Below are 23,778 nucleotides of genomic sequence, written 5' to 3' on the forward strand. Positions count from 1 at the left end.
CTCCTGTCAGGAGCCGGACGGATGTCTCTTCTGACCGAAGAGAATCTGTCCGGCTCACCCTCTTTTCTATTTTTCGATGGTTTTCTTTCTGGAATCTTCCATCCTTCCTGCCAGCAAAGCCACTCCGCTCAGAAGCAGAAGAGCCGCCCACAGAGTAAAGTCCTGCGTCTGATCTCCGGTCTTAACGGAAGACGTTGGCTTCAGGCCGGAACCCGGACTGCTTCCAAGTCCGGAGGTTCCGGGTTTCAAAGAAGCGCCCCCCAGGGAAGAAGCGCCAGGCTTCCCGCTTCCCAACGTATTATTCCCCAGGATATTGTTTCCCGGCGTTCCTCCCGGACGGTTTCCGTTTGTATGATCGTCGTTTCTGTGAAAGTTTGGATCATCTGCCGTGGCAGCCTTCAGAGAGCTCCAGTCCAGCTTCAGGAATACCGGCTGTGTCCCTGCTCCCGGAGAGATCGCTTCCATGATGGGAACAAACACCTGCAGCGGCGCATATCCTTCCGTAACAGCCTCCGGAATCAACTCAAACGTCACTTCATCCGGATACTTCGTTCCGTACTGATCGGATACCAAAGAGCCGTCGCTGTTTTTCTGATAACTGTCTACTGCGGCATCTGCCAGACTGCCCTGAGGATTGCCATATTTGTCCGTGGTATAGCCCGTCGTAAAATACTTCAGCGTTCCCAGATACCCCAGCTTCTGTCCTACCTTCAAGCCGTTAAAGTTCAGGGTGATATAATACTTTCCGTTCTTTACCGTCAGTTTCATGGTATGGTTGACGGCTTCATTTGACATGGAGGCGGTCTTTTTGTCTACCTTCACCATGGTTCCGTAAACGGAGTAGATCCCCTCCGCAAGATGATGAACGTCTGGTTTGTCCTTGTTTTTCTTTGTTAATTGCTGAACGGCTTTTGCAAGCTTTGCTACCTGCGCGTCCACCAGTTCCTGAGAGGCCTCGTTATTTTCCAATACTCTCCTGGCATTGGCAACGGCACTTTTTAATTCTGTAAGCGTATCTTCCGTGTAGAGATCTGTCTGGCTTAAATAGCTCTCTGCTTCTGTGATCTTCCCTTCCAGCTTGCTCTTGTCTGCCGTCTTTTTCTTTGCAAGACCGCTGATAGCTGCATCCAGCGCCCGCTTTGCCGCAACCACCTGGGATTCTTCCGCCTTTGGATCTGCTGCAACCTTTTCTGCCAGCGTGATAGCTGTACGCAAAACCGCTATGCTGCTGCTTTCATAAAGATACGTCTTTTCTGCCTCTGCCTTTGCCCGCTTGATCAGATCCTCCAGTTCCGTTTTGTCTACCCTTCTCAAACTGTCCAGCGCCGCCTGCAGGGCCGTCACCTGCGCCTGCACTTCTGCCTTCGTGGCGTCCGTCCGTTCCGATACTGCCTGTGCATTGGCAATAGCCGCCTTCAACGCCTCCAAGGTTGCCGGAGTATACACCACATCGGTTTGTGCCGCTTCCGCCTTTGCTTTTTCCATCAGCGCATTCAATTCCGTCTTGTCCGCAACCTGTATCTCTACCGCATCCACTGCCGCCTGGAGAGCCTTTACCTGAAGATCCACCTCTTCCTGGCCTGCATTCATGTCGCTGTAAACGTCCTGCGCCGTCTTGTAGGCTGCGTGCAGAGCAGTCCAATACTCCTGCGGCACACCGCCCTGCTCCATTTTGGACACCTGACTCAGCAAAGCTTCCAGGATCCTGTTGTCTCTCTTGATCCCCGTTTCCTGCCGGATGTTTGCCCAGTCAATGGAAATTCTGGCCACCTTTGTCCCCTGACCCTTCCCGATGCTCTCCATGACCGGAACATACACTTCCACGTAAAACAGATTTTCATTCAGATTGACCGGAATGGACAATGTTTTGGGATACCAGCTTCTTTCTATATTTTTGTCGTAGTACTCAGAATTTCTATCATTGAACACATCATAGACGTCTGTGTATTCCTCCAGGATGTCCGCATCCGAAGCCTTGTATGCTTCCGGATAGTGGTATGCATTATATTCTACGGAATCCATATCAACTTTTTTCAGGTTGTACAGATACCCGGTCATTCCGGCAAACTTCATGGGCCGGAAATGCATTTCCAGAGCCACCTCTCCTTTTCCGGATACCCGTATCGTTCCGGTCTGATCCATGGAAGCGTTCCCCATGGAAGGATCATTGGTCGTCGCATGCAACAGCTTCACCGGTACCGAATACGTTCCTTCAAAAATCTGTGGGTATTCTTTAAAAAGTGTGCCTTGCCGGTTTTTGGGAACAAGCGCTTCGTAGGAAGCCGTAAGTAATTTTATCTGTTTTTCTACCTCCGCCTCCGTCGCGTTTACATCCTCGGAGACTTTCCGGGCAGATCCGATGGCTGCCTGAAAGCTGTTCCAGCTGTTTTCTGTATAGGCATCATCGTTCTTCCTGGTTAACGCGTCTTCGATGTAGCCGTTTAATGTCGTCTTGTCTACTTCGTCTTTCCGGCGGACAAGTCCCTTCACCGCTTTGTCCAGCTTGTCCATCTGTGCCTTCATTTCGTCTGCGGAGGCCCCGGCATTGTTTAATACGGCTTCTGCCTCCTCCATCGCCAGCCTGAGTTTCTCATAGCTTTCCTTCGTATAGTTGGCTTCTGCATACTTATTTTTTGCATCCGACACTGCCTGATCCAGCTCCCGTCTTGCTTTTTTCTCCGCCTTCATTACAAGCCCCGCCGTCGCCGTATCCAAAGCCGTCTTTGCTGCCGTGATCTCCGCCTGGAAGGCCACCGGATCAGCCAAAGTCTTTTCTGCCCCGGCTATCGCCTCTTCCACGGCCGCAAAGGAATCACCGGTATAGTCATTTCCTTTCAGTGCCTTTGCTTCTTCTAGTCTTTCTTTTAACCGGGAGGTTTCCACCTCCTGCTTCTGCGCAGATTTCAGATCCAGTTTCAAAAGATTCTCTGCTTCCCCTTTTTCTGTCGTGATCTTTACTTTCTGGGTTTCTACGTTGGCAGGTAGCACAACTGCAAATCTGCCCTGTTCAGCGTCTGCAGAGCTATATCCGGCTCCTTTACGATACCGGATTCCGGTAATCCCTTCTACGTACAGGTAGGCTGTCACTTTGCCCTCTTTATCTGCGTACAGACGAACCGACTTCAGCGCCGTATTCAGGTCACTTGCCGTCCCGTCCGGATTGGTAAACGCTGCCTGCGCCTCATAAACACCTTTTTCCAGGGAGACGGCCTCCGCTGCCGGTACAAGCGCCTGCATTGCCGACTGCAGCTCTTCCAGCGCACTGTCTGCATTGTCTTCCGTCACCTTTCCCTCCTGGGCTTTGAGCACTGCCTGCAGGTCTGCCCAGCTTTCCGCCGTATAATCCGTCTCCTTTAATGCTTTGGCATCCTTTTGGAGCTTGTTGTATCTGTCAAGTTTCTTTGCCTCTTTTAATCCTCTGACTACCTCTGCAATCTCTTTTTCCAGCGCTACAATCTGTGCATCTTTGGCAGATGTTGTTCCATTGATGATCTTCTGTGCCCGATCTACCGCATCAGACAACGGCCGGTAGGACGCCTCGGTATAGTTTTCCGCCTTGTATTTGGATGCCTTGTCTACCGCTACCACCAAAACCGATCTGTCGTGCACCGGTTCCACGATCTCCGCCACCTTCTTCAATCCGGACAGCGTCATAAATGCCGTCCGGCTTCCTTCGCCGGATCCGGGGGTCTTTCCCTGAAGCTCGTCCATGATCGGAACATAAAAATTCAGATACACTCCGTCATCTCTGTCTGCCGATTCCGGAAGTTCAAATCCCACCGTTTTGGGGTAGTAGAGATCGTACTGTTCTGCATAAGTATCCATATCTGTACTTCCCGCATCATTCAGGTAATAGCTGTAATATTCCAGAGGCGTGTATGTGCGCAGCACCGGCGGCTCACCCTGCTTCGTCTGTTCATTATTGGCCTGAAAAATCCCATTGGAATAGCCGTATCTGCCGGCAACAACAATTCCCTGTGTATCAAAGTAGATCTGCTTCTTTCCGCCTTTTACCACCAGACGTGCCGAATCATTTACCACGGCTGCATTGCTCATGGACAGTCTGTCCGGCTGGTTCTGCTGCCACATCGTAACATTTACGTTATAAACGCCTTCCTGAATTTCAGAGAGGTCCGCCCGACTGGACGTTTCTGTAACCGCAAGGGTATTGTATACACATGTAGTCCCTGTGATAACCAGCTCGTCCCCGTCCATCCGAATACTTCCGTCTTCATTTTTGTAGGAGGACGATCCAAACTCTTCAATCGGATTGAAAATCTGGTACACCGGAGCTTTATACCACTGTACCTTTATTTTACTCGTATCCCAGTTTTTCGGGATCCTGACTCTGATTTCTACTGCCCGCAAAGGCTTGACCACCGAACCGTTTACAGTGATCGCCAGATTGTAAATGAGATTTTTGGAAGAGCTTCCCGCCAGAAGAGAGTGGTATTTGTTATATTCGCTCTCTTCATCTCCCGTTTTCTGTAAAAGCTCTGCTTTAAATTCCGGATGCGCGCTTCCCACGTTATAGCTATCCGTTATAACGGTCACATCTCCGTCTGTTAAGCGCAGCTTCTTCTTTGGGGTATGCCTTACTCTAAGCTCCCCATAATACGTTTCTCCTTCCGTCGTCTGGATCTTGATCTCCTTTCCAAAAACGGCTTCCTGCAGATTTGCAAAAACAACCGATAGTTTTCCATCCGACAGGATATTCTCCGAATACACTGCAATGGTTTTATCCCCCGCAGATTCGGCGGAATAGGCATACACATACTGTGAAAACGCATCATTGTCAGCAACAGACGTTGATTTTTTCCCTATATCCCGGATCGTCTGAAGCACCTGTACAGATGCGATCCCCTCCGGATCCGCAAGCTCGGCAAGGACTTCTATTTTCCCGTCTTTGATAGTCACCTGGCTGTTTCCGCTAAAATAATCATTTACCTGATTTCCTGCAACGGCAGATTCATAAAAATCCGACGCTTCTCCCGCTGTTGTGGAAACCCTGGAAACCTCAAGCCCCGGCGTTTTGTAATTGGAACCGGTAAATTCCTTTACCGCCTCCGCATGGTTCAGATCAAATACAAATTTCCCATACTCCAGCCCTGTGGTGTAGGTATATCCTTTTTGTCCTTTTTTGTATTCATAGCTTCGGAAAGCGTTCACATAGATGGAGCTTTCCAAGGTCTCCACGTCAAAGGTACACCAGGAAACTCCCGTTTTCCCTGTTTCCACCGCAACATTCTGAATATATTTTTCATTCCACCCTTCACTGATGTATGCTTCTATCGCCTTTCTTACATCCTCTGCCGTATCTTTCTCAAAAATATATGAATCCGGCAGATTGTACGTTCCCAAAAGCACTTTCGACGGCTCTGTTTCATCCGGAATTACCCCCGGCTTCGAAAATTGCAACACGTCTATCTTGTCATAGTTTTCAACCTGTATCGTCACGCGATAGGTTCCGTCCTCCTTTTTGCTGACAATTGCGATATTATCAATAAATTCAGGGATCCCTCCTATTTGCTGATAGATCTGATAGGCCTCCCCGCTCATATCATAAAAGGATAGGGGAACAAGATAAGACTCTCCTGCTTTTATCTCGGAAATGCTGTGTTTTGTTTCGGGTCTGTCTTCTGTCTGTGCGCTTGCCGCTGCCTCCCATGTGCCTGTCAGCATGCCCAACAGCAGCACAAACGCTGTTATTTTTTTTATGATCTTCATGTTTTTTCCACCTCACCAAAAAGAGAGGCTGCACACAAAGCGCAGCAACTCTTTTTTTCCATCACATTTTTAAGTTGTGCCGTTTTCTATTGGATTCCGGTCAGTTTCAGATATCCGGTAGCCCCCATCGGCATGATCCCGATGTATGTTGTAAATCTTCCTGTGATGGTGCAGCCTTCATAGAACGTAGACGCGTCCAGTCCCGTAAAGGTAAAATAATAATCTTTTACACCATCCACCGTCTTTGTCTTTGGTTTTTTTACGACTCCGTTTACCTCCATTTTCCCCAGATGTCCGGTAATCCCCAGATACTTGATCTCATGTGTGTGGACCACTAAAGTGGCTTTTCCTCCACTGATAGAGATATCCGCCCGCATATCGTTGACTGCAGCATCTCCCATGGACAGGGTCGTGCACTCCTGATTCTTGTAAAGATTCTGCCGGGCGGTATACTTTCCGTCACTCAACGGCCCTGCGGCAAACGCAGCCGCGCCCATGGCAGATACCATAACTGCCGTCAGCAGTGCGGCAACCAATTTTTTGATGCTTCTCATAACCATGATCCTCCTTTTCTTTTTTTCGGCATTTCATCAATGAAATCCAGCTATGAAATACTCTGAAGTTGCACAAACTTCTTTTAGTTATTTGCAACTAACTATATGCCCAAAAGATAGCATGTCCTCTTGTGCATCGTCAACACCTTTTTTCGTGCAGCAATGCACGGTTTTGCCTTGTTTTTCACGGTATGATCGCCTGTCTTTTCGCTCTTTCCCTGAAATTTCCTGTTCTTTTTTATAGTTTTTAAGACCTGTTCTTGCATGATTTTTTTCATTCATTTCTTCTTTCCTTCTAAGAATCTTATTTCGTGCATGCTTGCACAATAACCGTTTTTCAAAAAACACTGCCGTGTGATTCTGGCAAAGGCCTTTTTGTTTCGGGAAATGGGATAAAATGTGTTGATGGACGAACCCGTTCATGCGGAATTTCGTCCTATGAAACAAAAAAACAGGCGGGATTGCCTGCTCTTTTGCTTTCCGTACTATTAAAATATAAATACAAGCCTTGCCGTACTTTCCGGCATATGGGCCGTCCCCAGAGAACACGCCACCGTTATCATAACGTTCCCCCACATGATTCCTCTTCCAAAGTCCTGATACATACATGCCGTCAGGGGAATCTTTACTTTTCCATCCAGGATTTCCGCATTCTGCACCATTCCTGCGTCCAGATACTTTAAGGACGCCAGTCGTCCCGTCATCCTTTTTCCGTTTACACGGGAGACCGCATGCATATCTCTTGTAGTAAGTTCCAGGTAGCTCTCTTTCTCCCCATAGACAAGCTGCGCATACCGCTCAAAACCTCTGTCCGCCATGGACTTCTTCGTTTCGCCCCTGGCGTCTGTCTGAAAGATGGCGATTCTTACCAGATGTCTGCCATGGCTTAGTACATCCCTGACATCTGTTACGATAGTCCTTTGAATCTTCGATGCGTCCGCCTCGATCCTCGGATATTCTGCGATCGTTTTTTCCAGGATCTCATAATCCGCATTTTCAAAAAGTGCTCTTGCCAGATCATCGATCCCTTCCTTGGCTCCCGTCCGGATAAGATAATTCCTGACGTCCTTCTCCAGCCGCCGATTCCATTCCAGAAGTCTTCTCCCTTTTTCCGTAAATTTAAATTCCTGCGTAAGGTATCCTTTTTCCACACACGATTTAAAAAACCGACTGACTTTTGAGTGAACCAGTCCAAATTTTTTCGATACCGCTTCCACCGCCCCGCGTCTTTTGTCCAGCTTTTCCAGTTCTGCCAGAAAACCGATCTGCTGGACTGTAAGTCTTATGGTATCCGCCGTTTCCGTTGTTTTCTCCATGTTCCCCTTCCTTCTTCCTACCATAGCTCCACTTCCAACTGGCAACTGTTCCAGATATCCGGTTCTTCCCCCGGTTCTGTCAGGGCGATCAGCAGGCTCCCTTCTACCAGGGTCTCACTTGCTTTTACGATAAACTCGAAAGCATTTGCCGGAATCCGTTCTCCCAGCCTGCCTTTTTCCGCTTCTGTCCAGTCTTCCGTCAGTTTCCCTGCATTTTTGTACCACAGCTTTTTCTTAAACTTGTATTCTTCTTTTGCGTACTGCAATTCAAACCATCCGGAATCCGCGATCTCCAGCGTGATATCCCCGGTGTACCAGAAATTTTCTTCCCGAAAGGTTCTCGGGCGATTCTGCCCCATACTGTAGATCTGCATCATAAATACATAATTTCCCTTTGCATACCTGTCTGTCAGCTCCGAATTTTTGATTCGCCTTTCGTACCCTCTGATGTCCGCATTTGCGAACGTACAAAGCGCCTTAACGGTCTCATCCGTAAAGAAATGTTCTGCGCGACAGGCATCCTGCTCCGCCGTTTCTTCTGTCACCCCTATATACTGCAGAAACTGGCTGATGGAAGAATGTCTTTCAAAGCATTCATTTCCTTCTGAAATCCCGTAGGGAGTCAAAATGATCTCTTTATTTGGGGCATACGGGTAAATATATCCTTTTTCTATCATCTGTTTCAACAGGGCGGCCGCTGTTTTTTTCGGAATGTCAAATTGTCGTCCTATCTTGACTTCCGTGGCTTCTGTCCCCTGCTTTCGCCAGATATATAATTGCTCCAAAATGTCCGTTTCCCTCTCCACCTTTGAATAGGGCGACATCTCTATTCTGCTTCTGTCTTTCGTCTTTTCTTCCATAAAACCTCCCGCTTATCCCCATCCTGTTTTTTCTGTTTTAACTGTTTTCTCCGTACTTTTTGTCGCCTGCCCGGCGATCTGTTTCCGATGGAGCTTCGATTTTCTTCACAGAACCTTTCTTGCCAAGGAAGATTCGGGTGTGGTAACATAAAGGTACATTATGGAAGCGAGGTGTAGCATATGAAACTTCACGAATCTGCCGAGAACTATCTGGAAACCATCCTGATCCTGAGCAAGCGCCTTGGTAATGTCCGCTCCATCGACATTGCCAACGAGCTTTCTTTTTCCAAACCAAGCGTCAGCGTAGCCATGAAAAATCTGCGACTCAACTCCTACATTGAAGTGGACAAGGACGGACATATCTCTCTCCTGGAAAAAGGCCGGGAAATTGCCGAAAAAATTTACGAACGGCACACCTTCCTGACCGACTTTTTGATTTCCATCGGCGTAGACCAGACTATCGCCGCAGAGGATGCCTGTCGGATCGAGCACGTGATCAGCTCCGAATCTTTTGCCGCTCTGAAAAAACATACCCAAAACTGTATAGGATCCATGTAGGGAACAAATTCTGTTTCCGTCCTGTTTCATGGCACCACAAAGCCGGCGCCGATCTTGACAGGTCCCATCGGCGCCGACTGTAACAATATAAGAGTCCCTCCTGCCGGAAATCCTTCCGGTCTGTTGCTTAAATCTTCCCTACAAGGTCAAGCCCCGGCTTTAGCGTATCCGCCCCCGGCTTCCATCTGGCCGGGCACACCTCATCTCCATGTTCGCGGACAAACTGGCTGGCCATCACTTTTCTGAGCAGTTCTTCTGCATTTCTTCCTACATTTCCTGCGTTGACTTCATATGCCACGATTTTTCCTTCCGGATTTACGATAAAGGTTCCTCTTTCTGCCAGTCCGGTTTCTTCTATATACACCTCAAAGTCTTTTGCCAGAACATGGGTGGGATCCGCCAGCATGGGATACCGGATCTTTCGAATGGTTTCGGAAGCGTCATGCCATGCTTTATGCACAAAATGTGTGTCACAGGACACCGAATATACTTCACAGTCGATCTTACAAAATTCTTCATACAATTCTGCCAGATCTCTTAGCTCTGTCGGGCAAACAAAGGTAAAGTCTGCCGGATAAAAGAAAAACACGCTCCATTTCCCTTTCAGATCTTCCTTTGATACCGTCTTAAACTTATTATCCTGAAATGCCTGTACTGAAAAATCACTGATTTCCTTGTTGATGAGTGACATTCTTTTCCCTCCTTTGTTTTCATTTTTACAAAAGTTAGTGTATGCTAACTTTTGATCCAGTATAGCAATCTCCCGAAGCAAAGTCAAGTACCGATCCAACCAGCGCACTTTTCTTTCTATTTTGATTTCGAAAAGTTCTGTATAGTCTGTCCTTAAGATTTTTCTTCTGTAGCAGCCCTCCTTTTATTCTTTAAAATCTCCCATTTTTCTCTGTTATTTATATAAATTTTCGATATTCTTCATAAAAAATATCAATTTTACATTTTAATATATGTTTTCTATACTTAATCTGAGTTGGTTTATTTCGTGACTAAATATCATCGTTTTATAATGTCAGAGGAGGTTTTTATGAAGAAAAGGATTCTATCTACACTACTGATTTTTGCAATGGGAGTTTCCATAGCAGCAGGTTGCTCTTCCAGATCTGCCTCATCCTCAGATAAGGAAGATGCTTCCAAAAAGCCAATCATTATTTCCACTACGGGGGAACATGCATTTTTTTCGGAAACCAACAAAAAAGGAAAATTAGAAGGCTTTGAAATTGATGTCTGGACAGAGATCGGCAAGCGTCTAAACAGAGAGATTCAATGGAAAACAGCTGGATTCCCCGGCATTATTGAATTATTAGATTCTGGAAGAGTGGACACTGTTGCAGACCAAATCGGAATCACAGAAGAACGGAAAGAAAAATATTATTTTACAGATGTCTATTTTTATGTTCCTTATCGGATTGTAGTTGCCGAGAGCAATAATTCCATCCATTCTGTAAACGACTTATATGGGAAAAAATTGGGACTTCTTAGTAATGATATTGCTTACTCTTATTTTGATGAGCTGGATCCTGAACAAAAAATTGAATATGTTAATTACGATGACAGCACCGGTGTCCCTGCAGACGTAGCTATGGGACGTCTTGATGCAACTTTAATGTCCTCGCTCCACATAGACACTGTAAAAAAAGAATCCGGTCTCAAAATAAAAGGAGTTGGAGAACCCGTATACACTGAGGATAATGGGTATCCCTTCCAAAAAACCAAAGAAGGTAAATTGTTACGAGATCAGGTAAATGGAGTATTAAAGGAGCTGAAAGAAGAAGGCTTTATGAAAAAAACTGCATTAAAGTGGTTTGGATTTGATCCCATGGAATAGTATGCTGCATTACAAGAGAGTGAGATCTCACTCTCTTGTCTTTCTTTCCCCGGTCAACGAAAGGATACAGACTATTATGGATATTTCTTTTAAAATACCCTATTTTATTTCTATGTTCCCTAAAATCTTACAACTGTTTCCCGAAACCATAAAAGTAGCCTTCTGGGCCTTTTTTCTGTCTCTATTTTTCGCTTTAGTCTTGGCCATAATCCGGCAATATAAGATAAAAGGACTATACTTTTTAAGTTCTGTTTATGTCTCTTTTTTTAGAGAAACACCCTTTATCGGGCAACTGTTTCTTTTCTATTATGGCTTTGCACAAGTTAGTAAAACCATTCGAAGTATGTCACCTTTTACAGCTCTTATCATTGCTCTCAGTGCTAATTATTGCGCATTCATGTCGGAAGATATACGAGCAGCTCTTAACTCTGTTGAGAAAGGTCAATATGAAGCAGGACTTTCCATTGGTTTAAAACCACTTTCTGTTTTGAAACGAATCATTCTGCCTCAGGCTGCACGAATTGCCATCCCTGGACTTTCCAACAATTTTATCAGTCTGTTAAAATCTACTGCTATAGGATTTATGATCGGCTACAAAGACATGATGGCTATTGTCAGCATGGAAACATCTCGATCCTATCGTTTTTTGGAGGGTTATACAGCTGCTATGCTTTTATATTGGGGAATCATTTCTCTTCTCTCATACATACAGACGCAAATAGAATTTCGATTAAATCGTATTTACTAATTTATACAGGAGACGCTATGGTAGATGTGAAAGAATTAAAAAAAAGTTTTGGAAAACTACAAGTTTTGAATGGAATTTCGTTCCACTTAGACCCAGGTAAAATTTTAGTTTTAATCGGACCTTCTGGTACCGGAAAGTCAACACTACTACGCTGTTTAAATTATTTAGAAAGACCATCGAACGGAATCATCACTATCGGAAATGTAACTGTAAATGCACGGGCGGCGAAGAAAAAAGAAATTTATCACCTTCGTTCAAATACCTCTATGGTTTTTCAAAATTATCACCTGTTTAAAAATAAGACTGCTTTGGAAAACATTTTAGAGCCCCTTCTTTCTGTAAAAAAATTAAGTCCCTCTTTTGCAAATGCAGAAGCTCTCCGTATTTTAGATGAAATCGGTCTTTCGGAAAAAAAAGACAGTTATCCTTCTCAATTATCGGGCGGGCAGCAACAGAGAATTGGAATAGGACGAGCGATTGCCGTAAATCCAAAAGTTATGTTGATTGACGAACCCACTTCCTCTCTTGACCCCGAATTAGTCGGAGAAGTCCTACATCTCCTTTACAAACTGGCCGCAAAACACACCACCATGATTATTGCCACCCATGAAATGGAATTTGCAAGGCAGATTGCTGATCATGTTCTGTTCATGGAACATGGCCAAATTGTAGAGGAAGGAGATCCTATGACATTGTTTACTGCTCCCAAGAAAGAGCGCACACGCCAATTTCTACAAAAATTTTCATTAAACTTATAAAGGAGAAAAATATGAAAAGAGTTCATTCTCAAAGTCCAATTTACAGACCCAACGCCATTGATTTTGAAATTAATGAAGAGGGTGAATTCATCCGACAACTCCCTAGATTTTCTACTCCCTTCAGTGAAACTCCTTCTGAAACCTCAGTAATTTCACAAAAATATCGTTTGATTTTATCAAAGGGTTGCTGCTGGTCTAACTGTCTGTCCATCCTGTGTGACCTACTTCATCTTTCTCGCATTGTCACTATAGGATATGCCGAAATTCATCCAAAATCTCCCGAGCTTGGATGGAGCTTTTTTCGCGAAAAAAATGGTATGGATCCTTTTTTAAATGTTCATTTTCTCGGCGAGCTTTATCTTCGAACAGACCCCTCTTTTTTCGGTAGAGCTACTGTTCCAGCTCTTATTGATGTTTCTACCGGAAAAATAGTCAACAACGACTTTCGAAATCTTCCCTACTATCTGGAAACATTTTTTCGTTCCTTTGATTCAAATAACACCCCTGATCTGTATCCCGTTTTTCTGCGAAATGATATTCAACAAATGAACGATTGGCTCTATTCTCATATCAATAATGGAGTTTATCAAATGTTTTTCGCACAAAAAATTACCGCTTATGAAAAAGCCTTCTCTCATTTCTTCGATGGGCTTTCGACACTTGATCTCCGTCTAAAAACACAAAGATTCCTATTTGGTGACTATATCACAGATAGTGACGTCCGGCTCTTTGTTACGCTCACTCGATTGGATTGTTCCTATTATAGATTCCTTGGTCCTATTCGTCAGAGGCTTGTGGACTACAAAAATCTTTGGGACTATGCCAGAGATCTGTATTCTGTCAAAGCATTTCAGCGGCATACCTTCTTTTCTGAATATGCAAAAGAGAGGCGAGTTCCCGGGAAAGAATTTCAAACCTTTAACGCTCGTTTCTGGGATCAGATAGATTACGAAGCACTATGGAACTCTCCTCAACAAAGAAGTCTTCTCAGTCAGACTCCTTTGAAACTGTTCTTCTGATCTTTTTTTGCAGGTTTTCACTATTTTTTCCATATTTTCCATCATCGTATTTACTGCAAAGTTTCTTCGCATCATTTTTATATTGTACTATCTTTTTAACTTGCTATAATAAAGGTGTAGTTTAAACCGAAATGAAAGGAGAGTGGAACTGTCCCTTTCTCGGGCATCTTCCACGATAGTTTTTATGGAACAACAGACTGAACAGATACGCAGAATCGGAACCATTTCCATGGGGCTTCGGGCTCCCATCGTTCAGGAAGGAGATCCTCTGCAGGACATTGTGGTCAACACCGTGCTAGAGGCGGCTGCTTCCGGAGCATTTCAGGTGGAGGACCGGGATATACTGGCTGTGACAGAATCCATTCTGGCACGCTCACAGTCCAATTATGCCACGATTTCCCAGATCGGCGCAGATGTCAAAGCCAAACTGGGCGGTGATACGATTGGCGTGATCTTTCCCATCCTAAGCCGGAACCGCTTTTCCATCTGTCTGAAAGGCTTTGCCAGGGGCGCACGAAAGATCGTCCTGATGCTAAGCTACCCTTCTGATGAAGTGGGCAATCATCTGGTAGACATCGACCTGATAGATGAAAAAGGGATCGATCCTTATACGGACACCTTGACGCAGGAGGAATTTGAGTCTCTTTTTGGCAAATCCTGCCATACCTTTACGCAGATGGATTATGTCACCTACTACAAAGAGCTCATCCAGGCAGAGGGCTGTGAGGCGGAAATTATTTTTTCCAATAACCCAAGAGCCATTTTAGATTTTACCGATACCGTTCTGACCTGCGATATCCACACCCGTTTTCGGACCAAACGGCTGCTGAAAAAAGCGGGCGCCAGGCTTGTACTGGGCATGGACGATATCCTGAACGCCTCTGTCGATGGCAGCGGATTCCATCCGGAATACGGACTGCTGGGTTCCAACAAATCCACAGAAGAGACCATCAAACTGTTTCCCGTTGACTGTGATGCCTTTGTAAAGAATGTGCAAAAACAACTTCTGCAAAAGACGGGAAAGCAGGTGGAGGTTATGATATACGGAGACGGCGCTTTCAAAGACCCGGTAGGAAAGATCTGGGAACTGGCGGATCCCGTGGTATCTCCCGGTTATACGGACGGCCTTTTAGGTACGCCCAACGAAGTAAAGCTGAAGTATCTGGCCGATAATGCGTTCAAGCATCTCACCGGTGATGCGCTGAAGGAAGCCGTGCGCCGGTCTATTTCGGAAAAGCAGGAGCATCTGGGAAACCACATGGCAGCTCAGGGAACCACACCGCGCCGTCTGACCGACCTGATCGGTTCTTTGTGCGACCTGACTTCCGGCAGTGGAGACAAGGGGACTCCCTTCGTCTACATTAAAGGATATTTCGACAATTACACGGCATAGGCAGCAGACCTCCTGATATCTGCCGGCGTTGTAGATCCGTTTGTACCAGAAAAAGGAATCTCTCCTTGTCATACTCTGACCGGGAGGATTCCTCTTTTTTGTTTTAAGAAGCAGCAGGATTTTTATCTTCCAAAAGATGTTTTTTACTTTCTTTTATTCTTATGTTTTTATATCTTCCTTTTCATTCTTTCAGCCCCAGAATTTCTGCCAGCACTTCTATCAGGATCTCATTGGTGCAGGACTTTACATAGCCCAGCAGGTGCAGGGAAATCTCATCCTGCTTCTGTGCTTCTGTCAGAGCGGCGTCTTCCTTGGTCTTTTGAATCAGCTGCACCACCTGCGGCGTCATTTCCTCGTAAATATCTACTGTCGTCCGGGACACAAGTTCCCTTAATTTTTCGTATGTTACCGGTACCATATAGCCTCCTTTTCCCTTCTAGTCCAGATTCCTCACTTTAAATTCCCTCTGAGCCTCCCTGGCCTGGTCTTTTTTCGCAATGTCCTGGCGCTTGTCATACAGCTTTTTCCCTTTTGCAATGCCGATCTCTATTTTTACCAGACTTCCTTTGAAGTATACCTTCAAGGGCATGATGGTAATCCCTTTTTCTTTTGTTTTCCCCACAAGTCTGCGGATCTCCCATTTATGCATCAGAAGCTTTCTCACCCGCAGAGGATCCTTATTGAAAATATTTCCCTTTTCGTAGGGGCTGATATGCATTCCGTAGATGTATACTTCCTCGTTCTCCACCCCCACAAACGCCTCTTTGATGCTGCATTTGCCCATGCGAAGGGATTTTACCTCCGTTCCGTGGAGGGCAAGGCCGGCCTCAAATGTATCCAAAATAAAATAGTCATGATAAGCTTTCTTATTGTTGGCGATCAATTTTATTCCTGTGTTTGCCATTTTGTTTTTCTCCTTTTCCCACCAGCTCGAAATCCACAGTACGTGTCCGCGTATCGGCGGCTGTCACCCGGACTTTCAGTTCCTCTCCCAGGCGAAATCTCCTGTGTCTGTGTATCCCCACCAATTCTCCCGTATTCTCCCGGTATTCATACTGGTCATCGTACAGTCCTGCTACAGGGATCATTCCCTCTACCGTGTTCGCAAGCTCCACATAGATGCCCCATTTGTTCAGTCCTGAGATCCTTCCCTCATAAACCTCTCCCAGATGAGCCTCCATAAACTCCGCTTTTTTTAATTTTTCTGCTTCCTGCTGGACCTTTTCCGCCTTTCTCTCCATTTCTCCTGCGTGTAAAGCCACCTCCGGCAAAATCCGCCGATAATGCTCCGTTTTTTCCTCATCCATCCGGCCTCGCAGCAGATCCTTTATGATCCGATGGATCTGCAGATCCGGATACCTCCGGATCGGCGAGGTAAAATGTGTATAGCAGGAGGACGCCAGTCCAAAATGTCCTGCATTTTCCGCTTCATACTTTGCCTGCTGCATGGATCGCAGCACCAGCCTGCTGATAAACGGCTCTTCGGATTTCCCTTGAATACTGCGCAGCAATTTTTGAAACTCTCTCGGCTTTACCGTTTTTTCACTTTTTCGCAGAGGATATCCCATCGCATGAAGATATGTTTTTAATTCTTTTATTTTTTCCTCTTTTGGTCCCTTGTGATTTCTGTAAAGGAAAGGCAGCTCTCTCCAAAAGTATTCCTCTGCCACCGTTTCATTGGCAAGGATCATAAAGTCCTCTATCAGCCTGGTTGCCTCGTTTCTTTCTCTGACTCTGATTCGGCTGACCTTTCCTTCTTCATCCAGTTCTATTTTCGCCTCCGGAAAATCAAAGTCGATGGTCCCCCTTGCCTGCTTCCTTTTTTGGAGAAGGTGCGACAACTGCCTCATCTCATTCAGCATCTCCTGTATATCCCCCGGGATCCCTTCCGCATCTTCTTCGGTAAAAAAGCGTTGGACCGCCTCGTATGTCATTCTTTTTTGAACCCGGATCACCGTTTCTGCAATTTCATGACTGGTGACCGTTCCCTTTTCGTTGATCCGCATCAGACAGCTAAGAGCCAGCCTGTCCTCCCCCGCATTCAAAGAACAGATGCCGTTGGAGAGCGCTTCCGGCAGCATAGGCAGTACCCGGTCCGGAAGATATACGCTGGTTCCCCGCTTTTTTGCTTCCTTGTCTATTCCACTGTTTTCCTGTACATAATTGGCAACATCTGCAATATGGACTCCCAAAAGAAATTCTTTTCCTTCTTTTGTTAGTGAAACAGCATCATCAAAATCTTTGGTATCTTCCCCGTCAATGGTTATCAAAAGCCATTCTCTTACATCCTTCCGTCCGTTGTAATCGCCCTCTTTCACTTCTGTAGCCGTCTTTTTTGCACGGTTCAGGATTCTTTCAGGGAAGGTATCTTCCAGTTGGTTTCCCCGGATCAGGGAAAGAATATCCACACCTTTCTCCCCCGCAAATCCCAGGATGTCTGTCACTTCTCCTTCCGGCTTTTTTCGGTCGTTTCCGTAATCCACCAGTCGGACAGTTACCTTCTGTCCGTCTTTTGCTCCCCCAGACTTTTCTTTTGGCACAAAAATATCCTGTCCCAGTCTCCGGTTATCCGGCAGCACGAATCCATAACCCTTTTCCGGCTGCTGCTGATACAGCCCCGTCACTGAGGTCACTCCTCTTTTCAGGATGCGGATCACCTCTCCTTCCCGCCGTCTCCTTCCGGAGCCGCTCCTGATTCGGATACACACTTCATCCCCATCCATAGCGCCGTTTCCGGCCTCTTCCCCGATAAAAATATCGTCCTCTTCTCCCGGTACACAGACAAAGCCAAAGCCCCTGGCATGTCCCTGAAAGAGCCCCACGCAGGTCTCCTCTTTCTGCTTTTCATACCTTCCCTGCCTTGTCTTTCTGATCCTGCCTTCCTTCTGCAGTTCTTCCAGAATCTGTCCAAGTTCTTCCTTCTCTTCGGCCTTCACATCCAGCATAACTGCCAGATCCCGAAACCGCATAGGCACATAAGACCGGTCACAGATCCATTCGTAGACCACTTCTTTTCGTTTGTTTTCTTCTTTTTTCATTCTTTTCCTTTCCTATGTGCCTTTTTCTTTCTTCCTGCCGCGTAGGAAAGAATCCCACATGGCAGGATCTTCTGCTTGCGGCCAAGTGCTTTTGCAACGCATATCCACATCGCCGCAGTGCGGTCCCGGCGAAGTATGTTTGTTTCATAGGACACAGGTTCCTGTGAAACAAAAAAGACACTCCTCAAAAGTGCTCCCACCGCCAGAGTCTTTGCCTGACTGCGGGGCCACTTCACGACGGAGCGCCTCATTTCCCTATCTGCCGGATCGGACCTTGTCGCATCCGTATCCTCTAGCCAAATACCTTTAAATTTAAAACTGCCGCTAAAACAATGAACAATATCGCCAGAAACTTGGTGGACTTCTCCAGGGCTCCTTCCATGGAACGTCCCTTATTCTGTCCCCAGTAAGTATCTGCAATTCCGCTGATCGTCCCCAGTCCTGCCGACTTTCCTTCCTGCATCAGCACGATCGCCGTCAACGCAATGCAATCCATCGCAAATAAGATCATCAATACCGTCTTTAAAATTCCCACTTTCTGCACCTCCTGCACATAAACACTGTTATTCTATCACAGAGGGTCTGTCCTTGCAAGCTTTTTATACTGCCAAGCCCTGCTCCTGGATCACCTCTGCCACCTGGTTTACATACTGCTCGCACAGCTCATCGCTGGAAGCCTCCACCATAATACGGACCACCGGCTCCGTCCCGCTTTCTCTTACCAGGATACGTCCGTCGTCTCCCAGAGCGGCTGCCACCTTTTCCACCGCCGCTTCCACCGCCGGATTCTCCCGGGTTTTTTTCTTATCCTCTACCCGAATATTTTTCAAAAGCTGCGGATAAATCTTCACTTCCTCCGTCAGCTTGGACAGGCTTTGTTTCTTTTCCAGCATGACTTCCATCATCATCAGGGAGGTCAGGATCCCGTCTCCCGTAGTTGCATGTTTGCTGAAAATAATATGTCCGGACTGTTCTCCCCCCAGGGAATACTTATTCTGCACCATGTTTTCGTAGACATATTTGTCGCCCACTGCCGTTTTCTCATAGCGCAGTCCCGCCCGGTCGCATGCTTTATAAAGTCCCAGGTTGGACATGACGGTAGTAACGATGGTGTCCTGGTTCAGGCGGTTGTTTTCCTTCAGGTATTTGCCGCAGACATAAAGGATCAGATCCCCGTCCACCACATTTCCGTTTTCGTCTACCGCAATACACCGGTCCGCATCTCCGTCATAGGCAAAGCCTACATCCAGCTTGTTTTCCCTGACGCAGGTCTGCAGCTTTTCAATGTGGGTGGAGCCGCATTCTGCATTGATGTTGGTTCCGTTTGGCTCACAGTGGATGGCATAGGTCTTGGCTCCCAGTGCGTCATACACACTCTTTGCAATGGAAAACGCACTTCCGTTGGAGCAGTCCAGTCCTACCCGCATATTTTCAAAGGATCTGGTGGCCAGAGAGATCAGATATCCGATGTACCGGTTCCTTCCCGCTGCGTAATCCACCGTACAGCCAATGGCTTCCTTTTTGGCAAAGGGGAGTTCTCCCAGTTCCCCGTCGATATACTTTTCAATCTCTGCTTCCACTTCTGCTTCCAGCTTATGTCCTTTTCCGTTGATCACCTTGATCCCATTGTCATAGAAGGGATTGTGGCTGGCAGAGATCATGATCCCGCAGTCAAAGTTCTCTGTCCTTGTCACATAGGATACGCTGGGCGTGGTCGTCACATGAAGCAGGTAGGCGTTGGCGCCCGACGCGGTAAGTCCTGCCACCAGCGCATACTCAAACATGTAACTGCTTCTTCTGGTATCCTTTCCGATCACGACCCTCGCTTTGTGGTCCTGTCCATAATACCATCCCAGAAATCTGCCTACCTTAAATGCGTGCTCCACCGTCAGCACTTCATTCGCCTCTCCGCGAAATCCATCCGTTCCAAAATATTTTCCCATATAATTATCCTCTCTGTTTTTCTTCTAGTGATGAAACAGGCGGATGCCTGTAAAGGCCATGACCATGCCGTAAGCATTGCATCTTTCGATCACGTGGTCATCTCTTACAGAACCTCCCGGCTGTGCAATATATTTTACGCCACTTCTTTTGGCCCTGTCAATATTGTCCCCAAACGGGAAGAAAGCGTCGGACCCCAACGTAACCTCCGTCAGCCGATCCATCCATGCCCGCTTCTCTTCTTTTGTGAAGACCTCCGGTTTTTCCCGGAAGATCTTCTGCCAGGCTCCCTCTTCCAGCACATCCAGATAGTCCTCTCCGATATAAAGGTCGATGGCATTGTCTCTGTCTGCCCGTCTGATATCCTCCCGGAAGGGAAGCTCCATCACCTTTTTGTGCTGTCTCAGCCACCAGTTATCCGCTTTTCCTCCTGCCAGCCTTGTGCAGTGGATCCTGGACTGCTGGCCTGCACCGATACCGATAGCCTGCCCGTCCTTCACATAGCAGACGGAGTTGGACTGGGTGTACTTTAATGTGATCATGGCCACTTTCATATCCCGGATCGCTTCCCCGGGAAGCTCCTTTTTCGCGGTCACCACAGAAGAAAACAGCTCGTCCCTGACAGCCAGATCGTTTCGTCCCTGCTCAAAGGTGATCCCGTACACCTCCTTCTTTTCCTGCGCCTTGGGGACATAGTCCTGATCTATCCGGATAATATTATAATTTCCTTTCTTTTTCTTTTGCAGGATCGCCAATGCCTCCGGTGTAAATCCCGGCGCGATCACGCCGTCCGACACCTCTCTTGCTATAAGTCTGGCCGTCGCCTCATCACACACATCAGACAATGCGATAAAGTCTCCGAAAGAAGACATTCTGTCGGCTCCTCTTGCTCTGGCGTAGGCACATGCCAGAGGAGACAGCTCTCCCATATCCTCTACCCAGTAAATCTTCGCCAGGTCTTCTGTCAGCGGAAGCCCCAGCGCCGCGCCTGCCGGAGACACATGCTTAAACGAAGTGGCTGCCGGAAGTCCTGTCGCCTCCCGAAGCTCCTTTACCAGCTGCCAGCCGTTGAAGGCGTCCAGAAAGTTAATATATCCCGGCCTCCCTCCCAGGATCTCCACCGGGAGCTCTCCCTCTTCCATGTATATTCTTGAAGGTTTCTGATTGGGATTACATCCATACTTTAATTCCAGTTCTTTCATGATCTTCTCCTTTACCGGCCGTTTTTGTTGATGATCCTCGTCCTGCTGCTTCCCGTCTGCAGGTCTATAAACCGCACAAACAGGGATACTTTATTTTCCTCATTCAGACTGCTCCAGATCTTTTCTGTAAATACATCCAGATCTCCCTCGACTTCTATGGTCTTAGGTTCCCCGCTGTAGCTGGGAAGGGGATCTGCGTCCCTCTCGTATGTATGGATAAAGCGCCCCTCTCCCGGCAGCGGATTCTCATAGGCAAAAGTAAATCTCTGACAACTGTCAGGATTGCCCTGACTGCTTTTTAAAATAGACAGCGCGTAGTTGAAGGTGTCGGCCTCTATATGAACGATCCCCGAAATCCTGGGCGTATAATTGGGGGCGTCCGGCTCAAAGGTCCTCTCTCTTAAAGACTGCTCAAAGGTCAGCTGCCTGTCCATTCCCCGGTAGATGGTATCCGTCTGATCTCCGTTGGTCACGATCAGCTTATTGCCCAGTACCCTGACCGGAGCATAAATAATCAGGCTGGGATCTGTCATCTTGGACGGATCAAATGCCTGTGTACGGATTCCCTGGCCATCCTCCACAAATATCCGGTTACGACTGTTCTCACTGCGTCCCATGATAAAATAGACCACGACTGCCTGGGATCCGTCTTTTGATCTCCCCAGGATGATCCCTCTGCCCGGGTATGTATTTTCCTGCAACAACTGTTCAATCTTATCCATGATACATCCTTTCCTTTCCCGATCCTTTTGTTTGCCTGATTGCTTTTTGTCTGGTTCCATTATATAGAACCCCCGCCTGGTTTACCAGTAAAACTTAATACTTCCGCAGCGTATCTTTTTCATCCTCCTGCGTGTTTTCTATCTTCCTGACCCGGACATGGATCGTCTCCGTTCCCAGCGGGATCTCCACCCGGTCCCCCTCCTTCTTTCCCAGGATCGCTTTTCCAATAGGGGACTCGATGCTGATCAGTCCTTTCAGGGAGTTTCCCCGTATACTGGTCACCAGCCGGTAGGTCTGGACCTCCTCCTCTTCTTCAAAATACAGTTCCACCGTGTTGTTGATCCCCACCTCTCCTTCCCGGGAATCGTCCGAAACCACCACGGCATGCTTGAGAAGCTTTTCCAGGTAACGGATTCTGCTTTCATTACGGTTTTTATCCTGCTTTGCCGCCTTGTATTCAAAATTTTCACTCAGGTCTCCGTGAGCGCGGGCCTCCTTCACCGCCTCCAGTTCTTTTTTTCTGACTACCAGCTTCCGGTATTCAATTTCTTCCTTGATTTTTGCAATGTCGCTGTCTGTCAGTCGCTCTCTCATTTTTTTCCTTCCTTTCGCTCTCTCAAGTCTGCAGACCCTGTATCTATTCTCTTCCTTCCTGGTTTTTCAGAATGGCTTAACAGAACCATTCCCTTCGAAATGTGCTGCGTTTTATCATAACACATTCTGTTCCGGATTTTCCATGGGATTTTCAAAGTACCCGCTTCTTCTTTCCCCCTCTGCAGGCTTGCAACCCTCTGTCAAACAGAGTATAGTAAAATCAGCTTATTTTCAGGGAGGATATTTTATGTTAAAAGGAAAAACCATCATACTTGGCATTTCCGGCGGAATCGCCGCCTATAAAAGCGCGGCCCTCGCCAGTCTGCTGGTGAAAGAAGGAGCTGACGTCCGTACCATTATGACTGCCAATGCCACACAGTTTATTTCTCCTTTGACCTTTGAGTCTCTGACCGGACACAAATGTGTGGTGGACACCTTCGATCGGAACTTTGAATTTCAGGTAGCTCATGTTTCCCTGGCACAGAAGGCAGACGCCATTTTGGTGGCCCCTGCCACCGCCAATGTTCTGGCCAAGCTTGCTCATGGTCTTGCAGACGACATGCTGTCTACCACTCTCCTTGCCAGCAGGGCCCCCAAGATCGTCGCCCCCGCCATGAATACCGGAATGTATGAAAATCCGGCCACCCGGCGCAATCTTTCTCTTCTGGAGGCGGACGGATTTACCATCGCCCACCCGGTTTCCGGAAGGCTTGCCTGCGGCGACGAGGGCGCCGGAAAGATGCTGGAGCCTGAACTGCTGCTACAGTATCTCCAGCGTGCCTGCACCGCTCCGAAAGATATGGAAGGACTGAAGGTTCTGGTGACGGCAGGTCCCACACAGGAGGCGCTGGATCCGGTTCGCTATCTTACCAATCATTCCTCCGGAAAGATGGGATATGCCCTTGCAAAAGCCTGCGCACAGCGAGGGGCTTCTGTCACTCTGGTCAGCGGCCAAACGGCTTTGACCCCGCCTTTGTTTGTCCATACCGTTCCGGTGGTTTCGGCGCAGGATATGTTTGAAGCCGTGAAAGACCACCATTCCCGTATGGACATCATCATAAAAGCCGCTGCCGTGGCAGACTATCGTCCGTCTTTTATCAGCGATGAAAAAGTCAAAAAATCCGGGGATGCTCTTTCCCTTCCGCTTGCGCGGACCCGGGATATCCTTTCCTTTTTGGGAGAGCAAAAACCAGCCGGACAGTTTCTATGCGGATTCTCTATGGAAACACAAAATCTTCTGGAAAATTCCCGCAAAAAGCTTCTAAAAAAACGTCTGGACATGATCGTTGCCAATCATCTGAAAGAACCCGGCGCCGGTTTTCAGACCGATACCAACAAGGTCACTTTGATCGGGAAGGATTTTGAAAAAGAGCTTCCGCTTCTTTCAAAAGAGGAGGTTTCCCATCAGATTCTGACCACGATCCTTCAACAGCGAAAAAACAGCTCCCTCCATGACTGACAGCACTCTAACTGCCTTTCATGAAGGGAGCCGGACAGATTCTTTCTG

Annotated in this window: 21 protein-coding genes; 7 read left to right on the plus strand and 14 right to left on the minus strand. The window is 47.1% G+C overall.

Annotation, left to right across the window (positions count from 1 at the left end; translation table 11 throughout):
* Positions 1-66: 66 nt before the first annotated feature.
* The 5 genes from FYJ34_RS03760 to FYJ34_RS03780 all read right to left on the minus strand — a co-directional run bounded on the left by FYJ34_RS03760 (position 67) and on the right by FYJ34_RS03780 (position 8,457).
* Complete coding sequence (locus tag FYJ34_RS03760; RefSeq protein WP_154476372.1) at positions 67-5,727, minus strand: NEAT domain-containing protein; 5,661 nt, start codon at positions 5,725-5,727, stop codon at positions 67-69.
* A gap of 86 nt (positions 5,728-5,813) precedes the next feature.
* On the minus strand, positions 5,814-6,281 hold the full coding sequence (locus tag FYJ34_RS03765; RefSeq protein ID WP_154476374.1) for a hypothetical protein: 468 nt from the start codon (positions 6,279-6,281) through the stop codon (positions 5,814-5,816).
* A gap of 87 nt (positions 6,282-6,368) precedes the next feature.
* On the minus strand, positions 6,369-6,563 hold the full coding sequence (locus FYJ34_RS12690; RefSeq protein ID WP_173017051.1) for a hypothetical protein: 195 nt from the start codon (positions 6,561-6,563) through the stop codon (positions 6,369-6,371).
* 206 nt (positions 6,564-6,769) lie between these two features.
* Positions 6,770-7,597, minus strand: coding sequence for a hypothetical protein (locus FYJ34_RS03775; protein ID WP_154476378.1), 828 nt, complete (start codon positions 7,595-7,597; stop codon positions 6,770-6,772).
* Positions 7,598-7,614: 17 nt separating this feature from the next.
* A complete protein-coding gene (locus FYJ34_RS03780; RefSeq protein WP_154476380.1) occupies positions 7,615-8,457 on the minus strand; it encodes a metal-dependent transcriptional regulator in 843 nt (280 codons plus the stop codon).
* A 180-nt stretch (positions 8,458-8,637) separates the two neighbouring features.
* Here FYJ34_RS03780 and FYJ34_RS03785 point away from each other — a divergent pair, with 180 nt between their 5' ends.
* Entirely contained in the window at positions 8,638-9,015 is a 378-nt protein-coding gene (locus FYJ34_RS03785) for a metal-dependent transcriptional regulator (RefSeq protein WP_154476382.1), read from the plus strand.
* Positions 9,016-9,142: 127 nt separating this feature from the next.
* Here the strand turns inward: FYJ34_RS03785 and ahpC are convergent, their stop codons facing one another.
* Positions 9,143-9,706, minus strand: a complete 564-nt coding sequence (gene ahpC / locus FYJ34_RS03790; protein ID WP_173017052.1) for an alkyl hydroperoxide reductase subunit C — start codon at positions 9,704-9,706, stop codon at positions 9,143-9,145.
* A 348-nt stretch (positions 9,707-10,054) separates the two neighbouring features.
* Between ahpC and FYJ34_RS03795 the strand changes: the two genes are divergently transcribed.
* The 5 genes from FYJ34_RS03795 (at position 10,055) to FYJ34_RS03815 (ending at position 14,773) form a co-directional block, all read left to right on the plus strand.
* Positions 10,055-10,855 carry a transporter substrate-binding domain-containing protein gene (locus FYJ34_RS03795; RefSeq protein ID WP_154476384.1) on the plus strand — a complete coding sequence of 267 codons (801 nt, stop codon included), beginning with the start codon at positions 10,055-10,057 and terminating at the stop codon, positions 10,853-10,855.
* Between the two features lie 76 nt (positions 10,856-10,931).
* The gene (locus FYJ34_RS03800) at positions 10,932-11,603 is read left to right on the plus strand and encodes an amino acid ABC transporter permease (RefSeq protein ID WP_154476386.1); all 672 of its coding nucleotides are present in this window, start codon (positions 10,932-10,934) and stop codon (positions 11,601-11,603) included.
* 17 nt (positions 11,604-11,620) lie between these two features.
* Positions 11,621-12,361 (plus strand): amino acid ABC transporter ATP-binding protein, encoded by a 741-nt coding sequence (locus FYJ34_RS03805; RefSeq protein WP_154476388.1) that lies wholly within the window; start codon positions 11,621-11,623, stop codon positions 12,359-12,361.
* 11 nt (positions 12,362-12,372) lie between these two features.
* Positions 12,373-13,380, plus strand: a complete 1,008-nt coding sequence (locus FYJ34_RS03810) for a glutathione S-transferase C-terminal domain-containing protein (RefSeq protein ID WP_154476390.1) — start codon at positions 12,373-12,375, stop codon at positions 13,378-13,380.
* A gap of 184 nt (positions 13,381-13,564) precedes the next feature.
* Positions 13,565-14,773 (plus strand): coenzyme F420-0:L-glutamate ligase, encoded by a 1,209-nt coding sequence (locus FYJ34_RS03815; protein WP_154476392.1) that lies wholly within the window; start codon positions 13,565-13,567, stop codon positions 14,771-14,773.
* Positions 14,774-14,954: 181 nt separating this feature from the next.
* On the opposite strand, the gene FYJ34_RS03820 is transcribed toward FYJ34_RS03815, so the two are convergent.
* The 8 genes from FYJ34_RS03820 to FYJ34_RS03855 all read right to left on the minus strand — a co-directional run bounded on the left by FYJ34_RS03820 (position 14,955) and on the right by FYJ34_RS03855 (position 22,271).
* On the minus strand, positions 14,955-15,191 hold the full coding sequence (locus tag FYJ34_RS03820) for a hypothetical protein (RefSeq protein ID WP_154476394.1): 237 nt from the start codon (positions 15,189-15,191) through the stop codon (positions 14,955-14,957).
* 18 nt (positions 15,192-15,209) lie between these two features.
* Complete coding sequence (gene smpB, locus FYJ34_RS03825; RefSeq protein WP_154476396.1) at positions 15,210-15,677, minus strand: SsrA-binding protein SmpB; 468 nt, start codon at positions 15,675-15,677, stop codon at positions 15,210-15,212.
* Entirely contained in the window at positions 15,640-17,811 is a 2,172-nt protein-coding gene (gene rnr / locus FYJ34_RS03830) for a ribonuclease R (RefSeq protein ID WP_154476398.1), read from the minus strand. Before rnr ends, smpB begins: the two co-directional genes overlap by 38 nt.
* Before the next feature lie 292 nt (positions 17,812-18,103).
* Positions 18,104-18,346 (minus strand): preprotein translocase subunit SecG, encoded by a 243-nt coding sequence (secG, locus tag FYJ34_RS03835; RefSeq protein ID WP_276959776.1) that lies wholly within the window; start codon positions 18,344-18,346, stop codon positions 18,104-18,106.
* A 64-nt stretch (positions 18,347-18,410) separates the two neighbouring features.
* The gene (glmM, locus tag FYJ34_RS03840; protein WP_154476400.1) at positions 18,411-19,754 is read right to left on the minus strand and encodes a phosphoglucosamine mutase; all 1,344 of its coding nucleotides are present in this window, start codon (positions 19,752-19,754) and stop codon (positions 18,411-18,413) included.
* A gap of 24 nt (positions 19,755-19,778) precedes the next feature.
* Positions 19,779-20,954 carry a phosphoribosylaminoimidazolecarboxamide formyltransferase gene (locus tag FYJ34_RS03845; RefSeq protein WP_154476402.1) on the minus strand — a complete coding sequence of 392 codons (1,176 nt, stop codon included), beginning with the start codon at positions 20,952-20,954 and terminating at the stop codon, positions 19,779-19,781.
* Positions 20,955-20,965: 11 nt separating this feature from the next.
* Positions 20,966-21,676 carry an IMP cyclohydrolase gene (locus FYJ34_RS03850; protein ID WP_154476404.1) on the minus strand — a complete coding sequence of 237 codons (711 nt, stop codon included), beginning with the start codon at positions 21,674-21,676 and terminating at the stop codon, positions 20,966-20,968.
* A 94-nt stretch (positions 21,677-21,770) separates the two neighbouring features.
* Positions 21,771-22,271, minus strand: coding sequence for a GreA/GreB family elongation factor (locus tag FYJ34_RS03855; protein ID WP_154476406.1), 501 nt, complete (start codon positions 22,269-22,271; stop codon positions 21,771-21,773).
* Positions 22,272-22,518: 247 nt separating this feature from the next.
* On the opposite strand from FYJ34_RS03855, the gene coaBC reads away from it, so the two are divergent.
* Positions 22,519-23,730, plus strand: coding sequence for a bifunctional phosphopantothenoylcysteine decarboxylase/phosphopantothenate--cysteine ligase CoaBC (gene coaBC, locus FYJ34_RS03860; RefSeq protein WP_154476408.1), 1,212 nt, complete (start codon positions 22,519-22,521; stop codon positions 23,728-23,730).
* The last annotated feature ends 48 nt before the right edge of the window (positions 23,731-23,778 follow it).

The sequence above is a fragment of the Suipraeoptans intestinalis genome, from assembly GCF_009696485.1.
Classification (GTDB): Bacteria; Bacillota; Clostridia; order Lachnospirales; family Lachnospiraceae; genus Suipraeoptans; species Suipraeoptans intestinalis.